The following is a 23585-nucleotide window of genomic DNA, read 5'->3' on the forward strand; positions in this document are numbered from 1 at the left end:
CCAAAACACCAGCCCTTGTATGACTGGTGTTTTGGTTTCTTGTAACAGATGTTTATTCAGTGTATCCCATGCTGGTCACGAAACGTCGGAAGGCTTGACGTCCTGCCTCATCATATTTGTACACACCTGCATGCTCCAGAATCTCCGCGAATTTCAAGCCCACTTCCTGTTGCACAAGCGCTACGGCTTGCTCCTTGTTCAGGTTGGGACCGAAACGTTCGATCAGTTCTTCTGCCCAACCCAGATGTTTGTTTAACACATGTTCGGAATCTTTGGCTTCCTCGGCAAGCTTGCGATCTCCAGCGAGAATATCCGCGATGCTGTCCAGCTCTTCTTTCAAACGACCTGGCAGGATTGCAAGCCCCATCACTTCGATGAGTCCAATGTTCTCCTTTTTCAGATGATGCATTTCACGGTGCGGGTGGAAAATCCCTTCGGGATGTTCATCATTCGTACGATTGTTTCGCAGAACAAGGTCCATCTCGTATCCTCCGTCCGCACTGCGACGTACGATTGGGGTAACCGTATTATGTGGAACCTGCTCTCCGTCCACCTCACTAAATGCCTGAATCTCGACCGTAGAATCACTGTACACCTTCCACGCTTCATAAACAGCGTTCCCCGCTTCGAGCAACTCAGCCGGATCCTGTGATGCCAGTCGCAATACGGACATTGGCCATTTCACAAGACTAAGCGTAAGTCCCGGTGAACCAGCGTGGCGGAATACCGCCTCTGGCTTCGCATTTTGAATGGCAAAGGTATGACGCCCACCCTGGAAGTGGTCATGAGTCAGGATGGAGCCGCCAACGATGGGCAGATCGGCATTGGAACCAATAAAGTAATGCGGATACTCCCCCACGAAAGCCAGCAGCCTGCGCAGCGTATCTTTGGTTAATTTCATCGGCACATGATCGTGATGGAAAATAATGCAGTGCTCGTTGTAGTACACGTATGGCGAGTATTGGAAGAACCAAGGTTCGCTGTTCAATTCCAATGGAATGACACGCAGGTTTTGACGGGCCGGGTGGTTGACCCGACCGGCATAGCCCACATTTTCACGACAGAGTTGGCATTTCGGATATACCGGAGGCGGAAGCAGCTTGGCCATCGCAATTTCCTTCGGACTTTTCTCCGGCTTGGAGAGGTTGATCGTAATCTCCATGTCTCCATAAGCTGTATCCTGTGTCCAATACACATTCTTGGAGATGCGGTCCATCCGAATGTAATTGGAATGAATCGAAAGCTCATAAAATTGGGAGGTAGCCGCCTCGATGCCTTCAGTCTGCTCTGTATGACGGAATGCGCGTACCACCTCGGATGGACGGGCCATCAATTGACCCATAATTTTCGCATCGAGCAAATCGCGGTACGTATCCGTATTTTCAGGTATAAGTCCAATCTCAAATCCATAATCAATCAGCGTATCCAGCAATGTTTGGGGTCCATCTAGCACCATCTCGTTTAATACTCCAGCATACGGCTCGGAGAACCCAAACTGTTCCAGTAGTAGATTACGGCTGTAATCCCGATCCGCTTCTTCAATCAATTTGTTCTGCAAGGCAAATGCTACCAGACGTTCAATAGCATGCAGTGCTTCCTGCTGCTCCGGTGTCCGCTCTGTGGCGCCTGCTGCAATATGAGTCTGTGACATATCGATGTTCGCCTCCTAGTTTTTTCCGTAGCCGTCAGGGTGGGACTGATGCCAGCTCCATGCACTTTGAATGACATCTTCAAGATTCGTCCATTTCGGATTCCAGCCCAGTACGGATCTTGCTTTGGCAGACGAAGCCACCAGTACAGCTGGATCACCCGCACGACGTGGTTCCTGTACAACCGGAATATCCAGTCCGGTTACTTTCTTGGCCGTCTCAATAACCTGTTTAACAGAGAAACCTTGACCGTTGCCCAGGTTGAACACGTTGCTGTTCTCTCCTTTACGGAGATAGTCTACGGCCCGCAGATGCGCATCCGCCAGATCACTTACGTGGATGTAATCACGTACACAGGTTCCGTCTTCGGTCGCATAGTCATCACCGAACACGGCGATGTGTGGACGTTGTTTCAATGCCGTTTGCAGTACGAGTGGAATAAGGTGGCTCTCCGGCTGGTGATCTTCACCGATTTTGCCGCTATCATGGGCTCCGGCAGCATTGAAGTAACGAAGGGAGACGTATTTGATTTCCTGTACTTTATCGAACCAGGACATCATGCGCTCCATCATCAACTTGGTTTCACCATAAACATTCGTAGGCTCTGTGCGGTCGCTCTCTTCAATTGGCACTTTCTCCGGCTCGCCATAAGTAGCAGCCGTGGAGGAGAAGACGATGCGACGTACATTCGCTGCATTCATCGCTTCCAGCAGGCACAATGTGCCAAACACGTTGTTGTCATAGTATTTCACAGGATCTTTCATACTCTCGCCAACCAGTGAGTTCGCTGCAAAGTGGATGACTGCATCAATGGAGTTCTCAGCGAACAGCTTCGCCAGAAGTTCCTTGTCACGCAGATCACCTTTATACAATTTTCCGCCCAACAGAGCTTCACGATGCCCTGTCTGCAAGTTATCCAGTACAACTACCTCTTCGCCACGCTCCAACAAAGCCGCTACCGTATGAGAACCAATATATCCTGCTCCACCTGTCACCAAAATTGCCATCTTACTTCGCCTCCTTCAATTCTTTAACGCCGTCGCCTACTCCGCATACATAGAAATCGCCTTTGAGACTAGTACGTGCTTCATATGCCGCTCCAACTTCGCTTACAAAACGCTCTACATCGTCCTCATGCACAAGGGAAACTGTGCAGCCTCCGAATCCTGCTCCGGTCATGCGTGCACCCAGAGTGCCTGGAATTCGTTGAGCTTCTTCAACCATCACGTCCAGCTCTTCGCAACTCACTTCATATAGATAACGAAGCGATTCATGAGAAGCATTCATCAGCTTGCCGAAGGTTTCCAGATCGTTATCACGCAGTGCATCCACCGATGCAAGTACACGTGCATTCTCTTCCACGACGTGCTGGGCACGCTGTCTTACCTTCTCATCCTTGATATGATCCTGCAGTGTAACGAATTGTTCAGGTGTAAGTTGCGCCAGATAGTTCAGTGCAGGCAATTGTTCTTTTAAAATGGCAAGTGCCTGCTCACATTGGGAGCGACGTTCGTTATAAGCCGAGTCTACCAACCCCCGACGTTTGTTCGTGTTACCAATGACCAGCTTGTAGGCGCCGGTACGGAATGGCACTTTTTCATATTCAAGGGTGTCACACATCAGCAGGATCGCATGATCCTCTGCTCCATTAGCTACAGCGAACTGATCCATGATGCCACAGTTGACGCCAACGAATTCGTTCTCTGCCTTTTGGGACAGCAGCGCCAGTTGAACCGTATCAATATCCTTAACACCTTCAAGTGACTGGATGGCATACCCAGTAAGTACCTCCAGCGATGCGGAAGAGGAAAGTCCTGCGCCGTTCGGAATTTCTCCATGATAGAGGAAGTCATACCCTTTGGTTACTTTTACGCCTTTGCCTTGCAGTTCAACCATGACGCCTACCGGGTAATCCGTCCATTCACCTGTTTTCTCTTTGCCAATGGAGGACGTATCCAGCGTTCCTTCATAGGACATATTCGTGGAAGCCAACTGCAACTTGTTGTCCTCACGCTCACGGATAATCAAAGTGGTACCGAATTCAAGCGCTGCCGGAAGCACGTACCCCCCGTTATAGTCAATGTGCTCACCGATCAGATTCACCCGCCCAGGGGCATGGAATACACGGATGTCCGCTCCACTCTCTCCGTACTTGTCAATAAACTTTTGTTTCAATTCATTTATGTTCATTGCTGCTGCACCCCATCTCAATGTTGTTGGTTTTCTTAATGTTATTATACAAGAAGGCGGTTCCTCTTGAAATGCAACCATGTGTGTTCCATATGGATAAATGTGACCTTTCGACGTATAATGAATGGAACATCCAGGAAGGAAAGGAATGTCATCATGACTGAACAACGTAAGGAAGCTTCAAAAACGGGTGCAACGGGGGATCCGATAAAACAAATTCCGGAAACCTCTGGCAAAAGTGGAGCACTCAGCTACTCGGTTGCCTCCAATCCTGTTTATTATGAAAAGGGGGCATTGCATGTCCTTTTTGCAGGCGCAAGCCAGACCCTTCCCGGTCACGCCCTTGGCCCGAAGCTATACGATTATTATCTATTGCACTATGTAGAAAAAGGAGCCGGTACGTTCCGTACTGAACTACATACCTACGATCTATCCGCAGGAGACTGTTTTCTCATTCAACCGGGACAGCTTGTAAGCTATCAATCCCATGCACGACATCCCTGGCAATACCGCTGGATGGCCTTTACCGGCAGCCAGGCTGCCAAGCATATAGAGGAAGCAGGTTTCCGTCCTGAGAAATCCGTCTTTCATGCCGGTCCTTCCTGTGGTATTTCCGATTGGTTATCCGTGATGCAGACGGCTTTTGCCGAGCGGAAAGAAAGCTCTCATTTTACATCATTGGGTACGTTATATATGATTCTAGCCGAGGCACAAAATCACCTTTCTCAGGGTCAAACCTTAATACCAGGAGAATCCTCGATACGACGAACTGTAAAACAGATGATTCAATACATGTCTACCCAATATGCCTACCCTGTCTCGATTGAGCAAATGTCAGCCAGTCTTGGCTATAATCGTGCATACCTGTCCCGCATTTTCAAACAGGAAACCGGACTATCACCAGTTACCTACCTGCTTAAACTGAGAATCGATAAATCGCGTCAGCTGCTGCGGGAACGCCCGGATCTGTCCATCGAACAGGTATCCGCCTCCGTGGGCTTGCCAGATGCGCTGTATTTCTCCAAACAGTTCAAACGATTCCACGGGGAAGCCCCTAGTCTGTACCGGGAAAACATCCTTAACAGGTCCTTGCATCAAGCGACACGCCAAGTACCACCGAACCAGCGGTAACCCTGTAATCAAAAGTAGGATCTCCTATCCCATAGGTCTGCATAATAAGGAACAAAAAAGGTGCATCCCGCCATTATGGCTAAGATGCACCTTTTGAACTTTATTTATGATCCGGTTCCGGACGGAGAATCGATTCAATGCGCTCCAATTCCTCTGAGGAGAATTCCAACTGGCTGAGAGCAGCCACATTCTCTTCAATCTGCGAAGGACGACTTGCACCAATCAGTGCAGAAGTTACCTTGCCATCACGCAATACCCAGGCCAGAGCAAATTGGGCCAGACTCTGACCACGCGATGCTGCAATCTGGTTCAGAGCACGCACTTTGCGCAATGTCTCTGGCGAGATGTTGTTTTCATTCAAGAATACAGACGGGCCCTTGGCACGTGAATCTTCTGGAATGCCATTCAGATATTTATTGGTGAGCACGCCTTGTGCCAATGGACAAAAAGCGATGCTGCCTGTTCCATACTCATCAAGTACATCCTGTAGGCCATCCTCAATCCAGCGATCCAGCATGGAATATTTGGGTTGATGAATCAACAGAGGAGTACCCAGGCCTTTGAGAATCTCGGCCGCCTGCTTCGTCTGTTCTGCAGGATAGTTGGAGATGCCGACATACAATGCTTTGCCGGAACGAACAATATGGTCCAGCGCCATCATCGTTTCTTCCAGAGGTGTTTCGGGGTCATAACGATGAGAATAAAAGATGTCTACGTAATCGAGACCCATGCGCTTCAAGCTCTGATTGAGACTGGAAACCAGGTTTTTACGAGAACCCCACTCACCGTAAGGTCCAGGCCACATATAGTAACCGGCTTTGGTCGAGATGACGAGTTCATCTCGATATGGCTTCAGATCCTGTGCCAATACCTGACCGAATAACTGCTCTGCTGAACCTGCCGGGGGACCATAATTGTTGGCAAGATCAAAATGCGTAATGCCCAGATCAAACGAACGGGTGATCATATTACGGCCGTTCTCCGCATTATTAATGCCACCAAAATTATGCCATAACCCAAGTGAAATCGCTGGCAGTTTCAAACCTGAACGTCCAACGCGGTTGTATTTCATTGTTTCGTAGCGTGCATCGCTGGCTACGTAGACCATCATGAATCCCTTCTTTCCCCAGGTTCCGCCTCTAGTACCCGGTCCGTATGCCGGAGAATGCGGTTATTCGGACATTGTTGACTTACGTTTAACCAAGAAGCTGGTCCACCTTATTCATTACCTCACCAATAGGGTCTGTAATCAGCAAATCAGCCTGCCTGTCGTAAGCCGTAGGTGTAGCATTAAGCAAGACCGTGTGTTTCCCTTGAAAATACGTAATCAATTGAGCGGCAGGATACACCGTTAATGAAGTTCCACCTACCAGCAGCAAATCCGCCGAGGACAGTACATCAACCGAACGATATAATATCGTCTGGTCCAGTTCTTCTTCATACAGCACAACATCCGGCTTGATCACGCCACCACACGCAGTGCAACGAGGAACCGTATCTTTTGCCGTAATAATGTCATCCAACCCGTAAAACCTCTTGCAATCCATACAGGCGTTTCGATGGATCGAACCATGAAGCTCCAGGACATTGCTGCTGCCTGCCTTCTGGTGCAACCCGTCGATATTTTGTGTGATAACCGCCTGAAGTTTTCCTTCCTGCTCCAATCTGGCGAGCAGTCGATGGCAGCCATTGGGCATCGCATCGGGATGTAGCATTTTACCTCGATAAAAATCATAAAAAATATCAGCATGCTGGTCAAAAAAATGTCGGCTCAGTAGCTCTTCCGGTGGATAGGGTGAATGCTGCTCTGTCTGGTATAAACCAGCGGCAGAGCGGAAGTCGGGAATCCCGCTTTCCGTTGAAGTTCCGGCCCCTCCGAAAAAAACAATATTTGAACTTTCCTTAATCCAGGCAGCCAGTTGTTCTGTTGCGTTCATCCTCTCTCCTCCTTTACGAGATCACCCCTGTGAGGAACGTTCAGAGATGATTTTTAACTCATCATAATTTTGGATAATGACATCGGCGTCATATAAATAGTGGCTTCCCTCGACTTCTGGACAGAAGCCAATCCTACAGGACACTCCTGCGTTACGTCCCATCTGCATATCTCCATTGCTGTCACCGATCACAACAGCCTCTTCAGGAAGAATATGTAACTCCCTGCAAGCGAGAACCGCAGCCTCTCCATCCGGTTTGCCCCGAGTCACCCGGTCACTGCCAACAATCGATGTAAAATATGACCGGATGCCCATCCACTCCAGATGTTCCTCGGCAGCAGCTGTGCTGTCCGAAGTGACCACTGCCATCGGAATCGATGCTTCCTGGCAGCTCTGCAAAAATGCATTTAATCCAGGCAGTGGTTCGGCCATTTTTCTCTGCCGTACCTCATCCATGGCGACACTGGAAAAATGGCGAATCGTAGTGATTGCTTCGTTCCACGGCATGCCTGCGGCATACAACTGCCCAGCAAGCAAACCGTTGCTCTCGTCCACCGTGGCAATAGCTAAAGGCCCTTGAAGATCATATCCGATCAGCTGACCTTCGCGATTGCGGACCGTACCGAGAACTTGCTCACGCTCTACGGTGAACGAGGCACCAAGCTCTGACAGTTGTGATTCCAACTGATTCAGCAAAGACTCCGCCCACGGTCCCCATAGCTGTAAGAAATCCAGCAGCGTTCCATCCTTATCAAAAAGAATGCCTCGGCAGGTAACTTGCTTACCATGGATTTGCAGCATGGACATACGTATCACCTCCAGTTTCCGTCTGCTATGGATTAGTCCCTTTCACCGTTGAACTTGCAGCCTACTTGATTGTATCCAGCCAACCTACAGTCGTTTTAACCGTTTGGGACAGCTGCTCCTCTTCACTTACCCCAGCTTCACCGTCACCGCTCTGGTGGCCATAGTCACCAAACTGCGAATGGTTACCACCTTCGATAGTGTAATACACCGTATCTTCTGGCAAATATGCCCGACCATTCTGATACTTTGTGGCATTCACCACTTCATCATTAGTACCCAGTATGGATAACGCGGGTATCCCCAGTGACTTCACACTGCCTTTTTCATCCGGATAAGATGCGAGGAAAAAGATGCCCTGAAGTGCATCTGGATGGGAAGCCGCATAACGTGCCGCCATCGATCCACCAAGAGAATGCCCTCCCATAACAAATTGTTCATCCGGATAGGCTGTAATAATATCATCTGCGAGATTCTGCTTGAGTACCGCCAGATTAACCGGCATTTTCGCAATAATAGTATGATGTCCTGCTGCCGCAAGCTCATGGGCAAGAGGTGCATAACTTTCCGGTTTAACCAGTCCACCTGGATAAAAAATAACACTCACCCCAACAGATTTGTCCGGCACAAAATCAATCCAGTTGTCTTTTTCAGTTACAGTCACCTGATTTGCAGTTTCCATGGCTGTCTGAGCCATCTCTTGTGGTCCATAAGGCGTAAACAGCTTCCAGGCCACAAACCCACACCCAATGACAATGAGCGCCAGAAGAACGAGCAGGAATTTCCCGATGCCCCTCTTCTTGCGCCCTGTATTATATCGGTTTCTCAACATTCATCACCTTTCTGCACTTCCGCAGGTGCCGCGGCTTGCAGAACGGGAGCCTTCATTCCTGAGGCTCCCCTTCTACATCATTCATCGCTATTCAGCCTTGGCCTTGCGGTATGCATCCATATATTGTTCCGCTTTGCGGCGAACATGACTCAAGTCCCCCGTCTTCACTGCTTCCGCTGTAAGGTCCGAGCCAATACCTACAGCAACAGCGCCTCCCTTAATCCAGTCACCTAGATTGGACAAGGACACCCCACCGGTCGGCATAAAATTCGCTTGTGGCATAGGTCCCTTCATCGTTTTGATAATGGACGGATCGTAGAGATTACCCGGGAACAACTTCACAATATCCACGCCAAGTTCCAATGCACGTTGTACATCCGCAATGGTCATCACCCCTGGAAGAATCGGAATCCTGTACAGGTTGCAGATTTTCACAGTGTCCGGGTTCAGGGAAGGACCCACAACAAACTCGGCCCCTGACATAATCGCGGCACGCGCTGTCTGGGGTTCAAGCACCGTTCCAGCTCCAATAATGGCAAATTTCTCTGGATCTTGTGTGTTCCAATGGTATACACGGCTTAATTTCTCGATGGCTTTGAGGGCACTAGGCACAGTCATCGTAATCTCGATAATCTTGATGCCACCCGCGATGGCTTGTTCGGCCATGGCGATAACCTGATCAGCAGAATCTGCACGCAGAACCGCAACAACCCCACTGTCCGTTATTTTTTGTAGCAGCTGAAGCTTCTTCATTTCATTCTCTCCCTTGTCAATGTGGTTGTCTATTACAAGCCTTACATTAAAGAACGAAGATGAGACATATATGATATCAGCAGCGACTAGCGCTCAACATGAGCTACATTGTTCAGCTTGGCCTCGACCTGCTCCCACGTCGGGAGCGCCTCCCAATCGCCAACAGCCTGTATTACCATGGAACCGGTCAAATTCCCGAGACGGGTCGCCTCCTGCGGAGAATATCCTTTGATAAGGCCGGACAAAAAGCCCGCACAGAATCCATCTCCTGCCCCAACCGTATCCAAGACATGATCTGCCTTGAAGTACGGAACTTCCGTTAGGGTACCATTCACCAATACGTAGGTCAAATCAGGGCCGCCCTTCACGATACAGACTGCATTCATGGCTGACAACCGCTCAAGTACTTTTTGATCATCTTCTTCGTTATACAGAAGTTTCATCTCATCCAGACCCGGCAAGAAATAATCCGCTTGCTCAGCCAGACGAAGCAGTACGGGACGAGCCTCTTCAGCTGACCACAGTTTAAGACGCAGATTAGGATCAAAACTCACTTTCACACCAGCCTGCTTAGCTATATGTATAGCAGCTTCAACAGTAGCAAGTCCCGACGCGCTTATTGCTGCGGTGATGCCTGTAACGTGAAGGATTTGCGCACCCGCGATATAATCCGTGTCCAGATCTTCAGGGGTAATCGCACTTGCAGCGGATAGCTTCCTATAATAGTGCACCGAGGCTTTCCCGGAAGCGTTCTCACGAATCATCAAACCGGTGGGCTCTTTGTCGCTAATCCTTGCTCTGGATACATCTACACCTTCACCACGAATAGCCTTCAAGATCATGTTACCGATCGGATCATTACCCAGGCGGCCAAACCAGCCGCTGGTATGCCCTAGTCGGGATACACCAATCGCCAGATTACTCTCCGCGCCCCCAAATGATTTGTCTAATGTCGCTGCATATTCGAGACCTCTTGTATCCTTTGCTGTCAGCAAACCCATGCTTTCGCCAAACGTAACAATTTCCGGGCTAGGGCGGGTATTCGTCGACATGAATTCTCCCCTCCTTATATTTACAATTTCTCATCTTCTTTCCCCATTGTCAGCCTCTATGCAACCGTTGTCAATCCCGGAGCGTTCATTTTGTTGTCACAGCTTTGAGAAAGGATAGCGCTTTCTCATGTGAAATATATCACAATTAATGTTACACATCCATATTACCCTTATTACAGTACCAGATTGCAATCGCCAAGGGTTATCAGGGGGGCTACAACATGAACAAACCGACCATCATTCACGACGATCAGGATTCCTTTTTTTACAACTTACGCTTTATGCTCATTGTCTGTGTACTAGCGGGCAATGCTCTTGAACCAATCATTACACGTTTTGCAGGAGCAGAGGCTATGTTTCTGTGGATATATACGTTTCACATGCCGCTATTTGTATGGGTAACTGGCTACTTTGCCAGACATTCACTCAAAGGTACTTCTGGCCGCAATGTGCTTAAGCAAATTGCATTACAGTACCTGCTGTTTCAGTCTCTTTATGCAGTAATGGATTACACCGTATTCCACACACCTCATATGCGGTTGTCTATCTTTGCACCTTATCTATTGCTCTGGTTTCTGGCAAGTCATTTCTGCTGGCGGCTGCTGCTTCGTCTTACACTCTCCTGGAAACCAATCTATAGATTACTCGGTGCCGTGATGCTGGGAGTATGTGCCGGATATTTGCCCATTGACGGTTTCTGGCTGAGCTTCAGCCGAACGTTTGTATTTCTTCCTTTCTTTGTTATCGGGTATGACTACGGAGCGTCCATCCGCTCCCATTTGCGATCCGGCTGGGGCCGAAGTATTGCAGCTACGTTATCTGCTGCTCTTCTTGGTTGGATTGGACTTGGAGGGCTCAACATTTCACCAGGCTGGTTACTGGGAAGCATGACATACGCAGAGCTCGGACATCATGAGTGGTTTGCAGGAATTTACCGACTTGGAATCTATGCACTTGAAATTGGATCAGGAGCATTATTTCTCGCATGGGTCCCTTCATTAACATCCAGATTGACTGATTTGGGACGACGCACTCTGTATGTGTTCCTTTTACATGGATTTCTCGTTCGCTTGGCGGTCTGGTCCGGGGTTTACAACTATATGGAGACCAGCTTGTACATTCCGGTAATTGTCTCCATTGCGTTATTGTTCGCTATAACGCTGGCCCACCCAGCCGTCCGTCATGCCTTTCGGCCACTCATTGAGCCAGATATTGCCCGCTTTCACTTCAATCGTCAGGGGGTATTAAAACGTTCAGCATCCTGGTTTAGATGAACTGTAATCCTGCTCCTTTTCATCAATATCGACTTGTTTCAGGCTGGAAATTATGTGGTAAGTAGGAATACGCGCTACAACAATCTACTTATGATATAAGGAGTGATTTGTAATGGCACGTCCACAGACGTCTGAACACAAAATGAGTCGCGAGGAAGCGGGTAGATTAGGTGGCAAGGCCACATCCAAAAAACATGATCGGAGCTTCTACCAAATGATAGGTAAAAAAGGTGGAGAAGCGACTTCAGATGCGCACGATTCTCAGTTCTATAAGGAAATTGGACGTAAGGGTGGAGAAGCAACTTCCGACACTCATAATAAAGAATTCTATCGGGAGATTGGCCGCAAAGGCGGGAGTAGTTAGCCAATCCCCATGGGTAGCGGTGAAAGATCACTTGAGGCAGTGCATCAAAATCTAGAAAGCTTCATTCCACTAATGGATTGAAGCTTCTTTCTATTGAATTGTAGAAATATGACGACGGTTGTGATAGACTCTATAGAAAAACCGGGTTGTTCACGGGTTTAAAGCAGCAAAGAACTTCACAAACTACGGGAAGCTCGAAACCAGTATCACTGGTCTATTTTTTTAGAGTACGGATGAAATTAAACGACAGATGCACTGCCATTTATATTTCCATTCATGTTGCTCAATATTATAAATTTGGGGGGAAATACACCATGTCAGCCAAGAAGATGCGTTCCGATATGATCAAAAAAGGTTTTGACCGTGCACCGCACCGCAGTTTGCTCCGCGCAGCGGGCGTTAAAGAAGAGGACTTTGGCAAACCATTTATTGCCGTTTGTAACTCTTACATCGATATCGTGCCCGGCCATGTCCACCTGCAGGAATTCGGTAAAATTGTAAAGGAAGCTATTCGTGAAGCCGGTGGCGTTCCATTCGAATTCAACACCATCGGAGTTGACGACGGAATCGCCATGGGACACATTGGTATGCGTTACTCGCTGCCAAGCCGTGACATTATCGCGGATTCCGTGGAAACCGTTGTATCTGCACACTGGTTCGACGGCATGGTATGTATCCCGAACTGTGACAAAATCACACCAGGCATGATGATGGGCGCACTCCGCTGTAATATCCCTACTGTGTTTGTCAGCGGCGGTCCAATGAAGGCAGGTCGTGACAGCAACGGTAAAGCTCTGTCCCTGACTTCCGTATTTGAAGGCGTAGGTGCTTATCAAGCTGGTAAAATCGATGACAAGAGCTTGCTTGAACTTGAACAGTTCGGCTGTCCAACATGTGGATCATGCTCCGGTATGTTTACCGCGAACTCCATGAACTGTCTGGCTGAAGCGATGGGACTGGCTATGCCAGGTAACGGAACCATCCTGGCTGTTGCTCCTGAGCGTCGTGAGTTTGTTAAACAATCTGCTAAACAACTGATGGAACTCATCAAAATGGATCTGAAACCACGCGATATCGTTACTGTAGAAGCCATCGACAATGCTTTTGCACTGGATATGGCTATGGGTGGTTCCACGAATACGGTACTTCATACATTGGCACTGGCTCATGAAGCAGGCATCGATTATCCAATCGAGCGAATCAATGAAGTTGCTAACCGCGTTCCTCACTTGGCCAAATTGGCACCTGCTTCCGATCTTCACATCGAAGATGTTCACAATGCGGGTGGCGTAAGTGCAGTTCTGAACGAATTGCTCAAGAAACCAGGTGCAATTCATGGCGACTGTATCACAGTAACAGGTAAAACGATCCGTGAGAACGTTGAAGGTCAGGAAATCCAAGATACAAATGTCATCCACCACCTGGATAACCCGCATTCCGAAAAAGGCGGCTTGGCTGTATTGTTTGGTAACCTTGCACCTCAAGGTGCCATCATCAAGGTTGGTGCTGTTGACGCTTCGGTTGGCGGCTATCACAAAGGTCCTGCTATTTGCTTCGACTCCCAGGAACAAGCGCTGGAAGGTATTGCGAACGGCAAAGTAAAAGAAGGACATGTTGTTGTTATCCGTTATGAAGGACCAAAAGGCGGACCAGGTATGCCTGAGATGCTCGCTCCTACTTCTCAGATCGTAGGTATGGGCCTTGGTGCCAAAGTAGGTCTGATCACCGACGGACGCTTCTCTGGGGCATCCCGCGGAATCAGTATCGGACATATCTCTCCGGAAGCTGCTGAAGGCGGTCCAATCGCTTTTGTTGAAGAAGGAGACATCATTGAACTTGATCTGAACAACCGCATCATTGAATTGCATATCAGTGACGAAGAATTCGAACGTCGTCGCGCAGGTTGGAAAGGCTTTGAGCCGAAAGTAAAAACCGGTTACCTCGCTCGTTATTCCAAACTGGTAACGAATGCAAGCAACGGCGGCGTACTGAGTATCTAATTCAAGTATGAGATATCCGGTGAATTTCTATATCGGAAACATAAATAAAGGGTTGCTCTTCAGCCGACTTCGGCGAAGGGCAACCCTTTTCTTTATTTATTTCGCATTCAGTTTCGTTCAGGTACAAAATCCTGTTCAGGAACCAACAATTCCTCTGAGGACTGTTCCACTGTCGCTGCTACCAATGCGTGCTGACCATATCGATCCAGCAGTACATCAAGCGGCATGGCAATCATTTTGGGAACCAATTGTTCGGATCGCTGCTTCAGACGTTTCGTTCCAGCCGGATGAATGACGCTTAGCAGAAGTTTCAGATACACTTTGGATGCAGAACTGAACGGACCAGGAGCTAACTCCCGAACCGTAAACCCAAATTTCTCCGGTCCCCGGTTAATCATACTCACACCGTATAGAGCCTTGGCTGAACGAAGTTCAGGTTCAAGTGCGACCTGCCGGGCCAAATCAGGAAGCTGCTGTTCCATGGCCCGAATCATGCGAATGGCCAGATGCATACTTGAGCGTGAAGTCATACCTAGATCGAAAAGCTTTTTATTATCAAAATGAAGTTCAATAACCGGATCTCCGTTACGAATCACATGACCGTCATTCATTTCAACCAATGCTCCATGATATACGCGGGAGCGGTAGTGTAACAATGGGTCCTCTGGCGATGCTGTATGCAAATGGTATACCCAATGAAACAACTTCTCCCAGCCTAGCCATAACGCAACAACCATACGTTTCCAAGGTGATAAATGTGTTTGTGGTTGACCTGTACTTTTAGATTCGCTCACCGTAACGCCTCCCATCAACGTATCGATGCGTACACTGTGCAAATGCTGCCTGTTTGCTTCCTGCAATACGACTTCGAGCGCCTGAAGCATCTGCTCCGGCGCGTGTGCATCAGCGCCTAGAGTAGTCCCTCGATCATGCAGTAACATGACCTCTCCGCCCCTTAGCTCCTTCAACATCCGTTCCGTCAATTTCTCAACGCCCACACTGCTTCTCCAGTCCTCAAACATGGACGACCACAGAATAATACGGCGATCTTTTTTACTGAAGAAATCAAACAGATTCATAATGCCCCATGGTGGACGATAATAACAAGTTTTTACCCCCGTTACCCCTTGAATAATCTGACCTGTTCGTTGAATTTGATCTCGAACCGTACGCGGCCGCATCAACCAATTCGTTTTATGAATATAATTATGAATTCCGAGAAGATGACCTTCCTCATGTATACGCTGAATAAGCTCGGGATGACGGGCTGCATGCTCGCCGACTACAAAAAACGTTGCCTTTGCTTCATACTGACGCAGTAAATCAAGCAATCTGGGTGTGTATTCCGGATCCGGCCCATCATCAAATGTTAAGGAAAACTCCGTCTCACTTCTCCCGCGCCTGAACACACGAAAACCGAAAAGTCTGCTAACTAAACTCGGAATAAAGGCGTAAAACGATGAAATGTACAATAACCACAGTAATATGCTCTGAAGTAAATTTGTCATGCTACAAACTCCCCGCTTCTCTTGCTGAATTACCGTGCCATAATATAGCACTAACCAAAATAAACCGCCTTTAATTTTATCATAATTCAGCCTTTTCTTGAATCCTCTTTTCCCAAAAAGATAGCTATCGTGTACAATAAATGCATCCTAATTTTTACCTTAATGACGTATAAAGGAGCCCTGCCCATGCTGCCGCTTTACAAAAAATACGGGCGCACCGTCTTTGACATTGCGCTGCTCGTATTAACCGTGTACTTTATCATGTACGGTTTCAGTCGATTATATCAATTGGCTGCGCCAGTTTTTCTTTCATTTATAGTGTATTGGATGATCGAACCTCTGGCAAGATTTCTGCATCGCAAAGGATTGCCCAAAACCTTGGGTGCCGCCATTTCAGTGTTATTGTTTCTTGCAGTTATTGTTGCTGCCTTTTTTGGATTGGGATTAATTATCGTATCCCAAATTTCTAATTTGCAAGATAATTTCCCTTATTATATCGAGATGATTCAGCGTGAATTCACCAATCTGGTTTATTTCATCCAGGACAAGTCTGATGCCTTACCTGACGGAATAACCGATAAGGTTAATGACTATTTTGCTACACTGACCGGATTCCTCTCCAAATGGGTAACCAGTGGTGCGCAATTCGTCATCGGTTTTCTCAGTTCATTTTCTTCCTTTATTACTAATTTCGGGATTGCCATTATTCTCGCGTTCTTTCTCAGCATTGAAATTGAATCCTGGCGGAAATTTGCCCGGGCCAAAACGCCAAAAACGTTGAAGCTGGCTATTGATTTTATGCGTAATCATGTATTCAAGACGATCCGTTCGTATTTGAAGGCCCAGATGATTATGATGCTGATTACTTTTGTATTGATTTATGCAGGCTTGTTAATTCTGGGAACTGCCAATGCCTTCACCATCGCAGCCATCTGCGCCGTTTTTGACCTTGTACCTTTACTGGGTGTTCCAGTTATATTCATTCCGTGGATTGTGTATCTGTTCATTGTGGGGAATAGCAGCCTTGCGATTGGCCTAATTGTAGTTCTTGCTGTAACCATGCTGACACGCCAATTGCTGGAGCCCAAAATATCGGGTAATTCAATCGGAGTCTCTTCCGCTTACTTGATGCTTTCTTTTATGCTGATCTCGCTCTCCGTCTTTGGCCTAGCCGGTGTGGTATTGTCTCCGGTGCTGCTGATTCTGCTTAAAGAACTACTGCAACAAGGATATCTCCAGCAATGGATTCACTTGCCGAAGGATGAATTCGAATCTTCCCCATTAGTGATGGACACACCGGGTAGCACCACCTCTGGTATGAATGCTGAGCCTTCGGTGCAAGAACCTGCTCCTCCCGGTAATTATGAGGATTCAGCTAAATAATCCATCACTTTTCTGAACATCGCCGTTGCTTGATGACGGCTGCTTGGAGCAACGTTTTGGACAAGGACAGCTACAGCATATTTGGGATGTTCCGTTGGCCCATACCCGATAAACCATTGATGGTTACGTTTCTCTCCGCGCTGCTGTACCTGTGCTGTGCCTGACTTCCCTGCCACCTGCCACCGTGCATGTTGCAGGGATTTTCCCGTTCCGTCACTAACGACCTTCTTCATCCAAGATAACAGCTGATGCGCTGTAGCTGGAGAGATCCGTCCTGCTGAAGATGGTGAATCATGTATCGGCATATCCAGCATCGTATCGCCATCAGCATATCGGATACGCTGAACAAGGCGTGGAGCACTCACCTTGCCATCATGCAAGAGTGTAACGATCAGATTGGCCGCTTGTAATGGAGTCACCAGAACGTCCCGCTGACCGATAGCCGTCTGTACCTTGGCTCCTTCATCCTGAGGAGACACGGATGGCAGTCTCACTCTTCCTGCTTCCTCGTGATCAAAATGATGCAGTACCGACATACCTGCGACCTGCTTCCCCTCCCAGCCAACTGGACGTGCCAATCCCAAAGCATCCGCCGTACGTTCCAACTGCTCCATACTTAACCGACGAGCAGTTTCAGCAAAAACAATATTGCAGGATTCGGCAAATCCCTGCTCTAGATTCAATGTACCATGTCCATGCTCCTTCCAGCATGACAGACCATATTTCCCCCACTCACCACCACAATGGAAAGTCTCCCCTTTGGATACAGCGTGATATTCCAACGCTGCCGCTGCTGTAACGATTTTGAATATGGAACCCGGTACAGCCCCCTGCACGGCACGATTTGACCAAGCCGTTTGTTTGGGGTCCACATGCTGCGGATCATAGAACGGCGCCGAAACCATTGCACGTACGTCTGCATTGGCTGCATCCAGCACAACGATAGCTCCTTCCTTCATTCCGGACTTCTTCACAATCTGCTCTATCCCTTGCTGCACATCGATATTGATCGTCGTCTCTGCATGCAATGGATAGTGTGTATTGGAGGGGGCAATCACGCGTGGCTGGATATCCGGAATAACTTCTCCTGAACCTGTAACCATGCGTGTTAACAGGGTAGGCCCAATGCCCATCAATAAAGGCTCCATTGTTCTTTCCAACCCAGCTGCTCCAGATTTCATGGCAAAAGGCTGCTTCACCTCATTTTTGTGACCCGACTGCACATTCGAGAACCCAGGCTGTTCAGCAAGATAACCCAACCATTGCATGCCCGTAGCTGCTTGTCCATAACGTGTCATGAGAGGATACACACTCGCTCCGTCTGCCTTCAATTCACGTAGTCGGGCAACCTGAGAATCGGTCAACGTACTCGGCTGTTTGGCACCTGCTGTCCAGAAATGGGGTGCGTTTCCTTGACTCCATTCCTTTTGTAACGACTTCACATCAGTATGTAAGAGAGCCGCCAATTCCTTAACTTCCGAATTTGCCATTGTGGATAGATATGCATGACTTGTTTGATCTGAATGCGGAAAAAGGACCAACCCCCATTCCAGCTTGCCTGTTAGGGGCTGCCCCTTATAATCGGTAAACTGTCCTCGTCCCGTATCCAGAACCACTCCACGCTCTCGCTGCAATACAGACATTTCACGAACGGTACGTTGAAATCCTGGCATCGTGCGGTTGATTTGAATGCCCTGAACCCAAGCCAAACGAATCATAAGCAAAATAAACAAACCCGTAAGAAGAATACATGTAATATAAATGCGCCGCTTCAGTTGTACATGCATCAGGACACCCCGTTCAGCGTTTTGGCATAGTATTCTTTATTCGGAATGGAATTATTCGGCAACAACAAGAAAACCTGTCCCTTATTAGGGACAGGCTTCTCAAATGAAGCAAACAGGTTCAAATTAGACTGTAAAGCGAGACAATGTATCTTTCAATTCTGTCGATACATTCTCTAGTTTTGCTGACAAATTCACCAGTTGGTTGCTGATATTTTGTTGTTCACTGCTCAAGGAGGCAACTTCCTGGGACGTTGCAGAAGATTGTTCAGCTACTGCGCTGACATTACTCATCGCTTCGGACAACGTACCTTGAGATTGATTCAAATCTCCGATTGAGCCAGTGACCATGCTCAGACTCTCAACAAAAGCACCCATTTGTTGCTGTACTGAAGCAAATATTACATTGGTATCTTTTACGGCATCCATCTGTTCCTTAAATAATGGATAAGCTGCAGACAGTTGATCTACCGTCTCATTCATTTCGGTCATAATCTTGTCTGTAATGTCGCCGACCATATCAATGGACTGTCTGGATTGTTCAGCCAACTGACGAACCTCATTTGCTACCACCATGAACCCGCGTCCAGCTGTACCAGCACGAGCGGCTTCAATTGTTGCATTCAAGGAGAGAATGTTCGTTTGTTTGGTAATATTCTGCATGACGTCAAGCACCTTCAGAACAGAGGATGTGCTCTCTTTCAAGGAATCCACTTTGTTTACCAACGCACCAATCATTTCTTCTGTCTTCTGTGTTTTGGTCATCAACTGGTTCAGATGCTGTGTACCTGTCTGACTGGATTTCTCTACATGGCGGGCTGAATCACCCATTTGTTCATTTGCGGCGACCACACTCTCCATCTGACGGGAGATATTGTCGGTCAATTCGTTTCCACGCTCCGCTTCTGTTGCCAAACTGCTTGCTCCACCTGCAATTTCTTCAGTGGCAACGGCAATCTCTGAAGCAGAGACTGCTGTTTTCTTGGATGCACTGCTTAGCTCAGAAGCAGTATCCAATACTTCCTGTGCAGATCGGTTGGTTTGCTCCACGAGTTTCGTAATTTGCTCCATCATCAGATTGAATGCAGCCGATAATTGGCCAATTTCATCCTGGGAGCTATAAGGTGTACGCACCTTGAGGTTCCCTTTTGCACCTTCTTGCATCAGATCTTTCAATTTGCCCATTGGGCGGGCAATCATGCGAACCATCCAAATACCGATCAGTATCGCAATAATGGCATCAATCAATGCCATCCACAAAGTCAGTGTAAGAATACCCTTGGCATCTTTCACCAGGATCGAAGTTGGAACCATCCCAATCAGTTTCCAATCGGATGTATCCATGGTGCTGTATGACGCCAGCATATTGGTTGAATTTCCATCCACCGTATACTCCGTATTTGTGCTGCCGGATTTTTCTTTCAACTCTTTTATAAAAGCCAAATCTGTATCTTTCCCTGTACGATCAGCAATCGTTGAAGCTACTACCTTATTGTCCGGAGCAATGAGCTGGAGGACTGCGCCTTCACCCAAGTCAAGTGATTTCAATTGCTGCTCCAGAACCTCCAATTTCAATTCAATGATTAACACATAGGACTGGGTTGTCCCTTGCAGGTTCTTCATTGAACGGGCAATTCGGAACGTTGGTGTGCTGCCATCCTCTTTGACTTCCGTTGGAAGCCAGCGATATCCACCTGCTTGTACCAACTCGTCGTACCAGCTCTCATTCCGAATGTCGCCCATGGAAGAACTGCTGCTACCTGTGCCCATGGTAGACCTTGTTTCGTCTGTAGGCACAAGATAAATCGCTTCCATAGATTTATTCGTAAAAGCAATATTCGATAATTGTTTGTTGATGGAGCTTGAATTCACAAACGTATCATATGCTGACAAATTCTTATCAGACATCTTTTGAAGCAAGGACTGCATTTCCGGATCGAAGAAAATTTGTGTAGATGTGTCTACAAACCGTTCCAGGATAATGTCCATTTTTTGTTTGGTTTGTTCAATCGTTTCCTGATTTGATCGGGATGCATTCTTCTCAATCGTATCTTTGGCTTTAGCATAGGATAATAGACCTAAACCAATGACAAAAAACATGATTCCTACAAAAAAGACCAAAAACAGCTTAACGCCTACCGATTTAACCGGATTAGCCTTCTTAATCTGTGTAAACGTGGTTCCCCCAACATTTTTCCAGTTCTGCTTTTTCAATTGGTTTTTTGTCTTGTTCCACCCCGACTTCAGCTTACCTGAGTTCAATGTAAAAGACTTTTTGCTTGAAGCATCCCCTGTCTTACTTTTAACACCTTTTTCTTTCTTCACTTTCTGAACCTTCTCGGGCTTAACCTTCTCGGGTGTTGTCAACTCTTCCCCACTGTCCTTCTGCTTCTTTTGAACCAATCCCATTCACCTGCCAGTAATTTACTTGTTAGATTTTTCTTTCTCTCCCCTATAAATATGTAGTATTCGACAGCTTTCTCCTTTCCCCTTTCGTTTTTTCGAAATTTATTACAACTTTTTTCCTATTTTTCTATAAAAAAAAGACCCCCATATACCGATATACGGAGGTCGAATTTGTAAATTTTATAACACTATATTGTTAAAACATAATATTATTTTGTTAAAAACTAGGCATTTGAACCTACTTCTTTTTTCTCATCATATCAAAGTAGGACACAGGTTGATCCACCTTCATTTTTACACGCTGTAACGGGTGACGGGCTGCATCGATTACGTTGCCCTCTTCATCCTGCAATTCCCCAACCACCTGTTTGAAAAAGTGGCCTCCCGGACCGAAAAATTCGATCTCCTGTCCAGGTTTGAAATGATTGCGCTGTTGAATGGTCGCCATTCCTGTAGCCGCATCATAGTCCATAACCAATCCAGCAAAGTCAAAAGGTACCGCTTTTTCTTCCGGTTCATAGATGTGATCCTCATGATCCGGTGTATCATAGAAAAATCCGGTATTCAGTGGACGATTCGCTGCCTTATTCATTTCCTCTACCCACTCAGGCTTCAATACATAGTTCTCCGGGTCAGCCATATAAGAATCGATAGCCTGACGATATACGTTAACCACGGTAGCCACGTAGTGAATCGACTTCATGCGACCTTCGATTTTGAAGCTATCCACACCAACATCAATCAGCTCAGGAATATGCCCAATCATACACAGATCCTTCGAACCCATGGAAAAAGAATTGTCCTGTTCCTGGAATAGGGGCAGCTGGTTCTCGCCCAATTTGAATGGTGCAGGTGCCTGCATTTGCATTTCTTCTTCGCTGACCCACACGGTATCTTCCCGGGCATCTTCAAAGAGATCATACTTCCAGCGGCAGGATTGGCAGCAGCCACCCCGGTTGGAGTCACGATCCGTAAAATGGTTGGACAACACACAACGTCCGGAATATGACGAACACATCGCTCCATGAATAAAGGCTTCGATCTCGATATCCACATTGGCTTTGATTTCTTCAATCTCCTCAAAGCTTGTCTCACGACCAAGAACGACGCGTGGAAGACCTTCATCCTTCCAGAACTTCACAGCTTGCCAGTTCAGAGTGGATTGTTGTGTACTCAAATGCACTTCCAGACCCGGTACTGCACGCTGAGCCACTTCAATAATTGCTGGATCTGCTACGATAATAGCTGCTATTCCTGCATCATACAAGTTTTGCAAATACGCTTGAATACCTTCGATATCTTCATTATGAGCATAAATATTGGTTGCCACGAAAACTTTGGCTCCATATTTTTTGGCGAATTCCACACCCTCGCGCATTTCTTCAAAGCTGAAGTTATCCGCGTTGGAACGCAATCCGTATGCCTGTCCACCGATATACACAGCATCCGCACCATAATGGATTGCAAATTTAAGTTTTTCCAGATTGCCCGCCGGAGCAAGCAACTCCGGTTTGTCCAGACGGTTACGTTTACCCGAGAACTTCCGCTGTACCGCCACTGTTTCCATGTTGTTCACCTCGTCTATTAATACACCTGTTCTTTATAGAAAAATCCAAACGACAATTCCCGTTCAGGGTCCTGCAATTGACGAACCTCGTCCAGCCATTCTTCACAAAATGCATAAGCATCGGCATCAGCCGCATAACTATCCAGAGCTATACGGTATGCACGTACAACAGCTTCGTTATACGCAAGTGGTTTTAACATGCCTTCGATTTTAAAGCTGTGTACCCCGGCCTCCATCAACAGATGAAGATCTTCGAGAATACAGATATCCTCGGAGCTCATAATGTGAGTTCCGTTTACATCTTCATAGATCGGGAACTTCTCATCCCGACGTTCGGCCTCGATCAGAAATAAACCACGCTCTTTACCCAAATGCCCTTCTACAGGACGCCCCTGATGGGACATATAACTTTGCACCAGACTCCGTTTGGAATGATAAATGTTCGTCATGCCATGCACTTGAACCTGGGCTTCTACCTTCAGAAATGGAACCATTTCCGTCAGCTCGTCCATATTCAACTCCCGAGCAAGCACAACACGACTCGCGCCTTTGGTTCCCCAGTAGTTGGCAGTTGCATAGTTGGTCGATGTCATCTCAGCGTTCCAGTGCAGCTGGATATGAGGAGCATGCTCCTTAATAGCGGCGAGCACAGATGGGTCGTTGAACTCCACCCCATGCACACCGATTTTACCCAGTGCTTGAACATATTCAGGTAATTCCTTTAACAACTCATTGGACATCAGATTGTTCATAGACACGTATACACGAGCCTGATGTTTCGCTGCAACGGCAACGACCTCTGCTGTTTCTTCCACACTGAAGCTGCCGGGAAGACGCATGCCGAAGCGATCATCCCCAATTAACAAAGCATCTGCTCCTGCTTGGAGCAGCACCTCTGCCTCTTTCACATTTGCCGCCGTAACGAGCAGTTCATGTTTCGTACTCATATAC

Annotated in this window: 18 protein-coding genes and 1 pseudogene; 5 read left to right on the forward strand and 14 right to left on the reverse strand. The window is 47.3% G+C overall.

Annotated elements, in window-relative coordinates:
- Positions 1-52 precede the first annotated feature (52 nt).
- Genes HP548_RS27350 through HP548_RS27360 form a run of 3 tightly spaced genes read right to left on the reverse strand, consistent with a single transcriptional unit; the run spans position 53 to position 3839 of the window.
- On the reverse strand, positions 53-1651 hold the full coding sequence (locus tag HP548_RS27350; RefSeq protein ID WP_175383381.1) for a UDP-glucose--hexose-1-phosphate uridylyltransferase: 1599 nt from the start codon (positions 1649-1651) through the stop codon (positions 53-55).
- Between the two features lie 15 nt (positions 1652-1666).
- Positions 1667-2656, reverse strand: coding sequence for a UDP-glucose 4-epimerase GalE (gene galE, locus HP548_RS27355; protein WP_099856809.1), 990 nt, complete (start codon positions 2654-2656; stop codon positions 1667-1669).
- 1 nt (position 2657) lies between these two features.
- The gene (locus tag HP548_RS27360; RefSeq protein WP_099856808.1) at positions 2658-3839 is read right to left on the reverse strand and encodes a galactokinase; all 1182 of its coding nucleotides are present in this window, start codon (positions 3837-3839) and stop codon (positions 2658-2660) included.
- Positions 3840-3995: 156 nt separating this feature from the next.
- Here HP548_RS27360 and HP548_RS27365 point away from each other — a divergent pair, with 156 nt between their 5' ends.
- Positions 3996-4970 (forward strand): AraC family transcriptional regulator, encoded by a 975-nt coding sequence (locus tag HP548_RS27365; protein ID WP_246318224.1) that lies wholly within the window; start codon positions 3996-3998, stop codon positions 4968-4970.
- Positions 4971-5070: 100 nt separating this feature from the next.
- Here HP548_RS27365 and mgrA read toward each other — a convergent pair whose 3' ends face one another.
- From mgrA to HP548_RS27395, 6 genes are all read right to left on the reverse strand, one after another.
- Positions 5071-6078, reverse strand: coding sequence for an L-glyceraldehyde 3-phosphate reductase (mgrA, locus tag HP548_RS27370; RefSeq protein WP_063566864.1), 1008 nt, complete (start codon positions 6076-6078; stop codon positions 5071-5073).
- A gap of 88 nt (positions 6079-6166) precedes the next feature.
- The gene (locus HP548_RS27375; RefSeq protein WP_076287779.1) at positions 6167-6907 is read right to left on the reverse strand and encodes an NAD-dependent protein deacylase; all 741 of its coding nucleotides are present in this window, start codon (positions 6905-6907) and stop codon (positions 6167-6169) included.
- A 21-nt stretch (positions 6908-6928) separates the two neighbouring features.
- Entirely contained in the window at positions 6929-7714 is a 786-nt protein-coding gene (locus HP548_RS27380; RefSeq protein ID WP_175383382.1) for an HAD family hydrolase, read from the reverse strand.
- Between the two features lie 61 nt (positions 7715-7775).
- Positions 7776-8540 carry an alpha/beta fold hydrolase gene (locus HP548_RS27385; protein ID WP_246318225.1) on the reverse strand — a complete coding sequence of 255 codons (765 nt, stop codon included), beginning with the start codon at positions 8538-8540 and terminating at the stop codon, positions 7776-7778.
- Between the two features lie 90 nt (positions 8541-8630).
- Positions 8631-9296 carry a bifunctional 2-keto-4-hydroxyglutarate aldolase/2-keto-3-deoxy-6-phosphogluconate aldolase gene (locus tag HP548_RS27390; protein ID WP_063566860.1) on the reverse strand — a complete coding sequence of 222 codons (666 nt, stop codon included), beginning with the start codon at positions 9294-9296 and terminating at the stop codon, positions 8631-8633.
- Positions 9297-9382: 86 nt separating this feature from the next.
- Entirely contained in the window at positions 9383-10348 is a 966-nt protein-coding gene (locus HP548_RS27395; protein ID WP_175383383.1) for a sugar kinase, read from the reverse strand.
- A 221-nt stretch (positions 10349-10569) separates the two neighbouring features.
- Here HP548_RS27395 and HP548_RS27400 point away from each other — a divergent pair, with 221 nt between their 5' ends.
- The 3 genes and pseudogenes from HP548_RS27400 (at position 10570) to ilvD (ending at position 13986) form a co-directional block, all read left to right on the forward strand.
- The gene (locus HP548_RS27400; RefSeq protein WP_175383384.1) at positions 10570-11622 is read left to right on the forward strand and encodes an acyltransferase family protein; all 1053 of its coding nucleotides are present in this window, start codon (positions 10570-10572) and stop codon (positions 11620-11622) included.
- A gap of 112 nt (positions 11623-11734) precedes the next feature.
- Positions 11735-11983: pseudogene (locus HP548_RS27405) on the forward strand (KGG domain-containing protein); the annotation flags it as partial.
- A 317-nt stretch (positions 11984-12300) separates the two neighbouring features.
- Positions 12301-13986 carry a dihydroxy-acid dehydratase gene (gene ilvD, locus HP548_RS27410; protein WP_076287775.1) on the forward strand — a complete coding sequence of 562 codons (1686 nt, stop codon included), beginning with the start codon at positions 12301-12303 and terminating at the stop codon, positions 13984-13986.
- A 107-nt stretch (positions 13987-14093) separates the two neighbouring features.
- Here ilvD and HP548_RS27415 read toward each other — a convergent pair whose 3' ends face one another.
- A complete protein-coding gene (locus HP548_RS27415; protein ID WP_175383385.1) occupies positions 14094-15494 on the reverse strand; it encodes a polysaccharide deacetylase family protein in 1401 nt (466 codons plus the stop codon).
- 186 nt (positions 15495-15680) lie between these two features.
- Between HP548_RS27415 and HP548_RS27420 the strand changes: the two genes are divergently transcribed.
- Complete coding sequence (locus HP548_RS27420) at positions 15681-16877, forward strand: AI-2E family transporter (RefSeq protein WP_076287773.1); 1197 nt, start codon at positions 15681-15683, stop codon at positions 16875-16877.
- Here HP548_RS27420 and HP548_RS27425 read toward each other — a convergent pair.
- From HP548_RS27425 to HP548_RS27440, 4 genes are all read right to left on the reverse strand, one after another.
- Entirely contained in the window at positions 16856-18664 is a 1809-nt protein-coding gene (locus HP548_RS27425; protein ID WP_175383386.1) for a peptidoglycan D,D-transpeptidase FtsI family protein, read from the reverse strand. The genes HP548_RS27420 and HP548_RS27425 overlap by 22 nt on opposite strands.
- Before the next feature lie 123 nt (positions 18665-18787).
- Entirely contained in the window at positions 18788-21070 is a 2283-nt protein-coding gene (locus tag HP548_RS27430; protein WP_246318226.1) for a methyl-accepting chemotaxis protein, read from the reverse strand.
- A gap of 235 nt (positions 21071-21305) precedes the next feature.
- Positions 21306-22634 carry a peptidase U32 family protein gene (locus tag HP548_RS27435; protein WP_076287770.1) on the reverse strand — a complete coding sequence of 443 codons (1329 nt, stop codon included), beginning with the start codon at positions 22632-22634 and terminating at the stop codon, positions 21306-21308.
- A 17-nt stretch (positions 22635-22651) separates the two neighbouring features.
- Positions 22652-23581, reverse strand: a complete 930-nt coding sequence (locus tag HP548_RS27440) for a peptidase U32 family protein (RefSeq protein ID WP_175383388.1) — start codon at positions 23579-23581, stop codon at positions 22652-22654.
- Positions 23582-23585 lie beyond the last annotated feature (4 nt).

The organism is Paenibacillus taichungensis, from assembly GCF_013359905.1.
Lineage (GTDB): Bacteria > Bacillota > Bacilli > Paenibacillales > Paenibacillaceae > Paenibacillus > Paenibacillus taichungensis.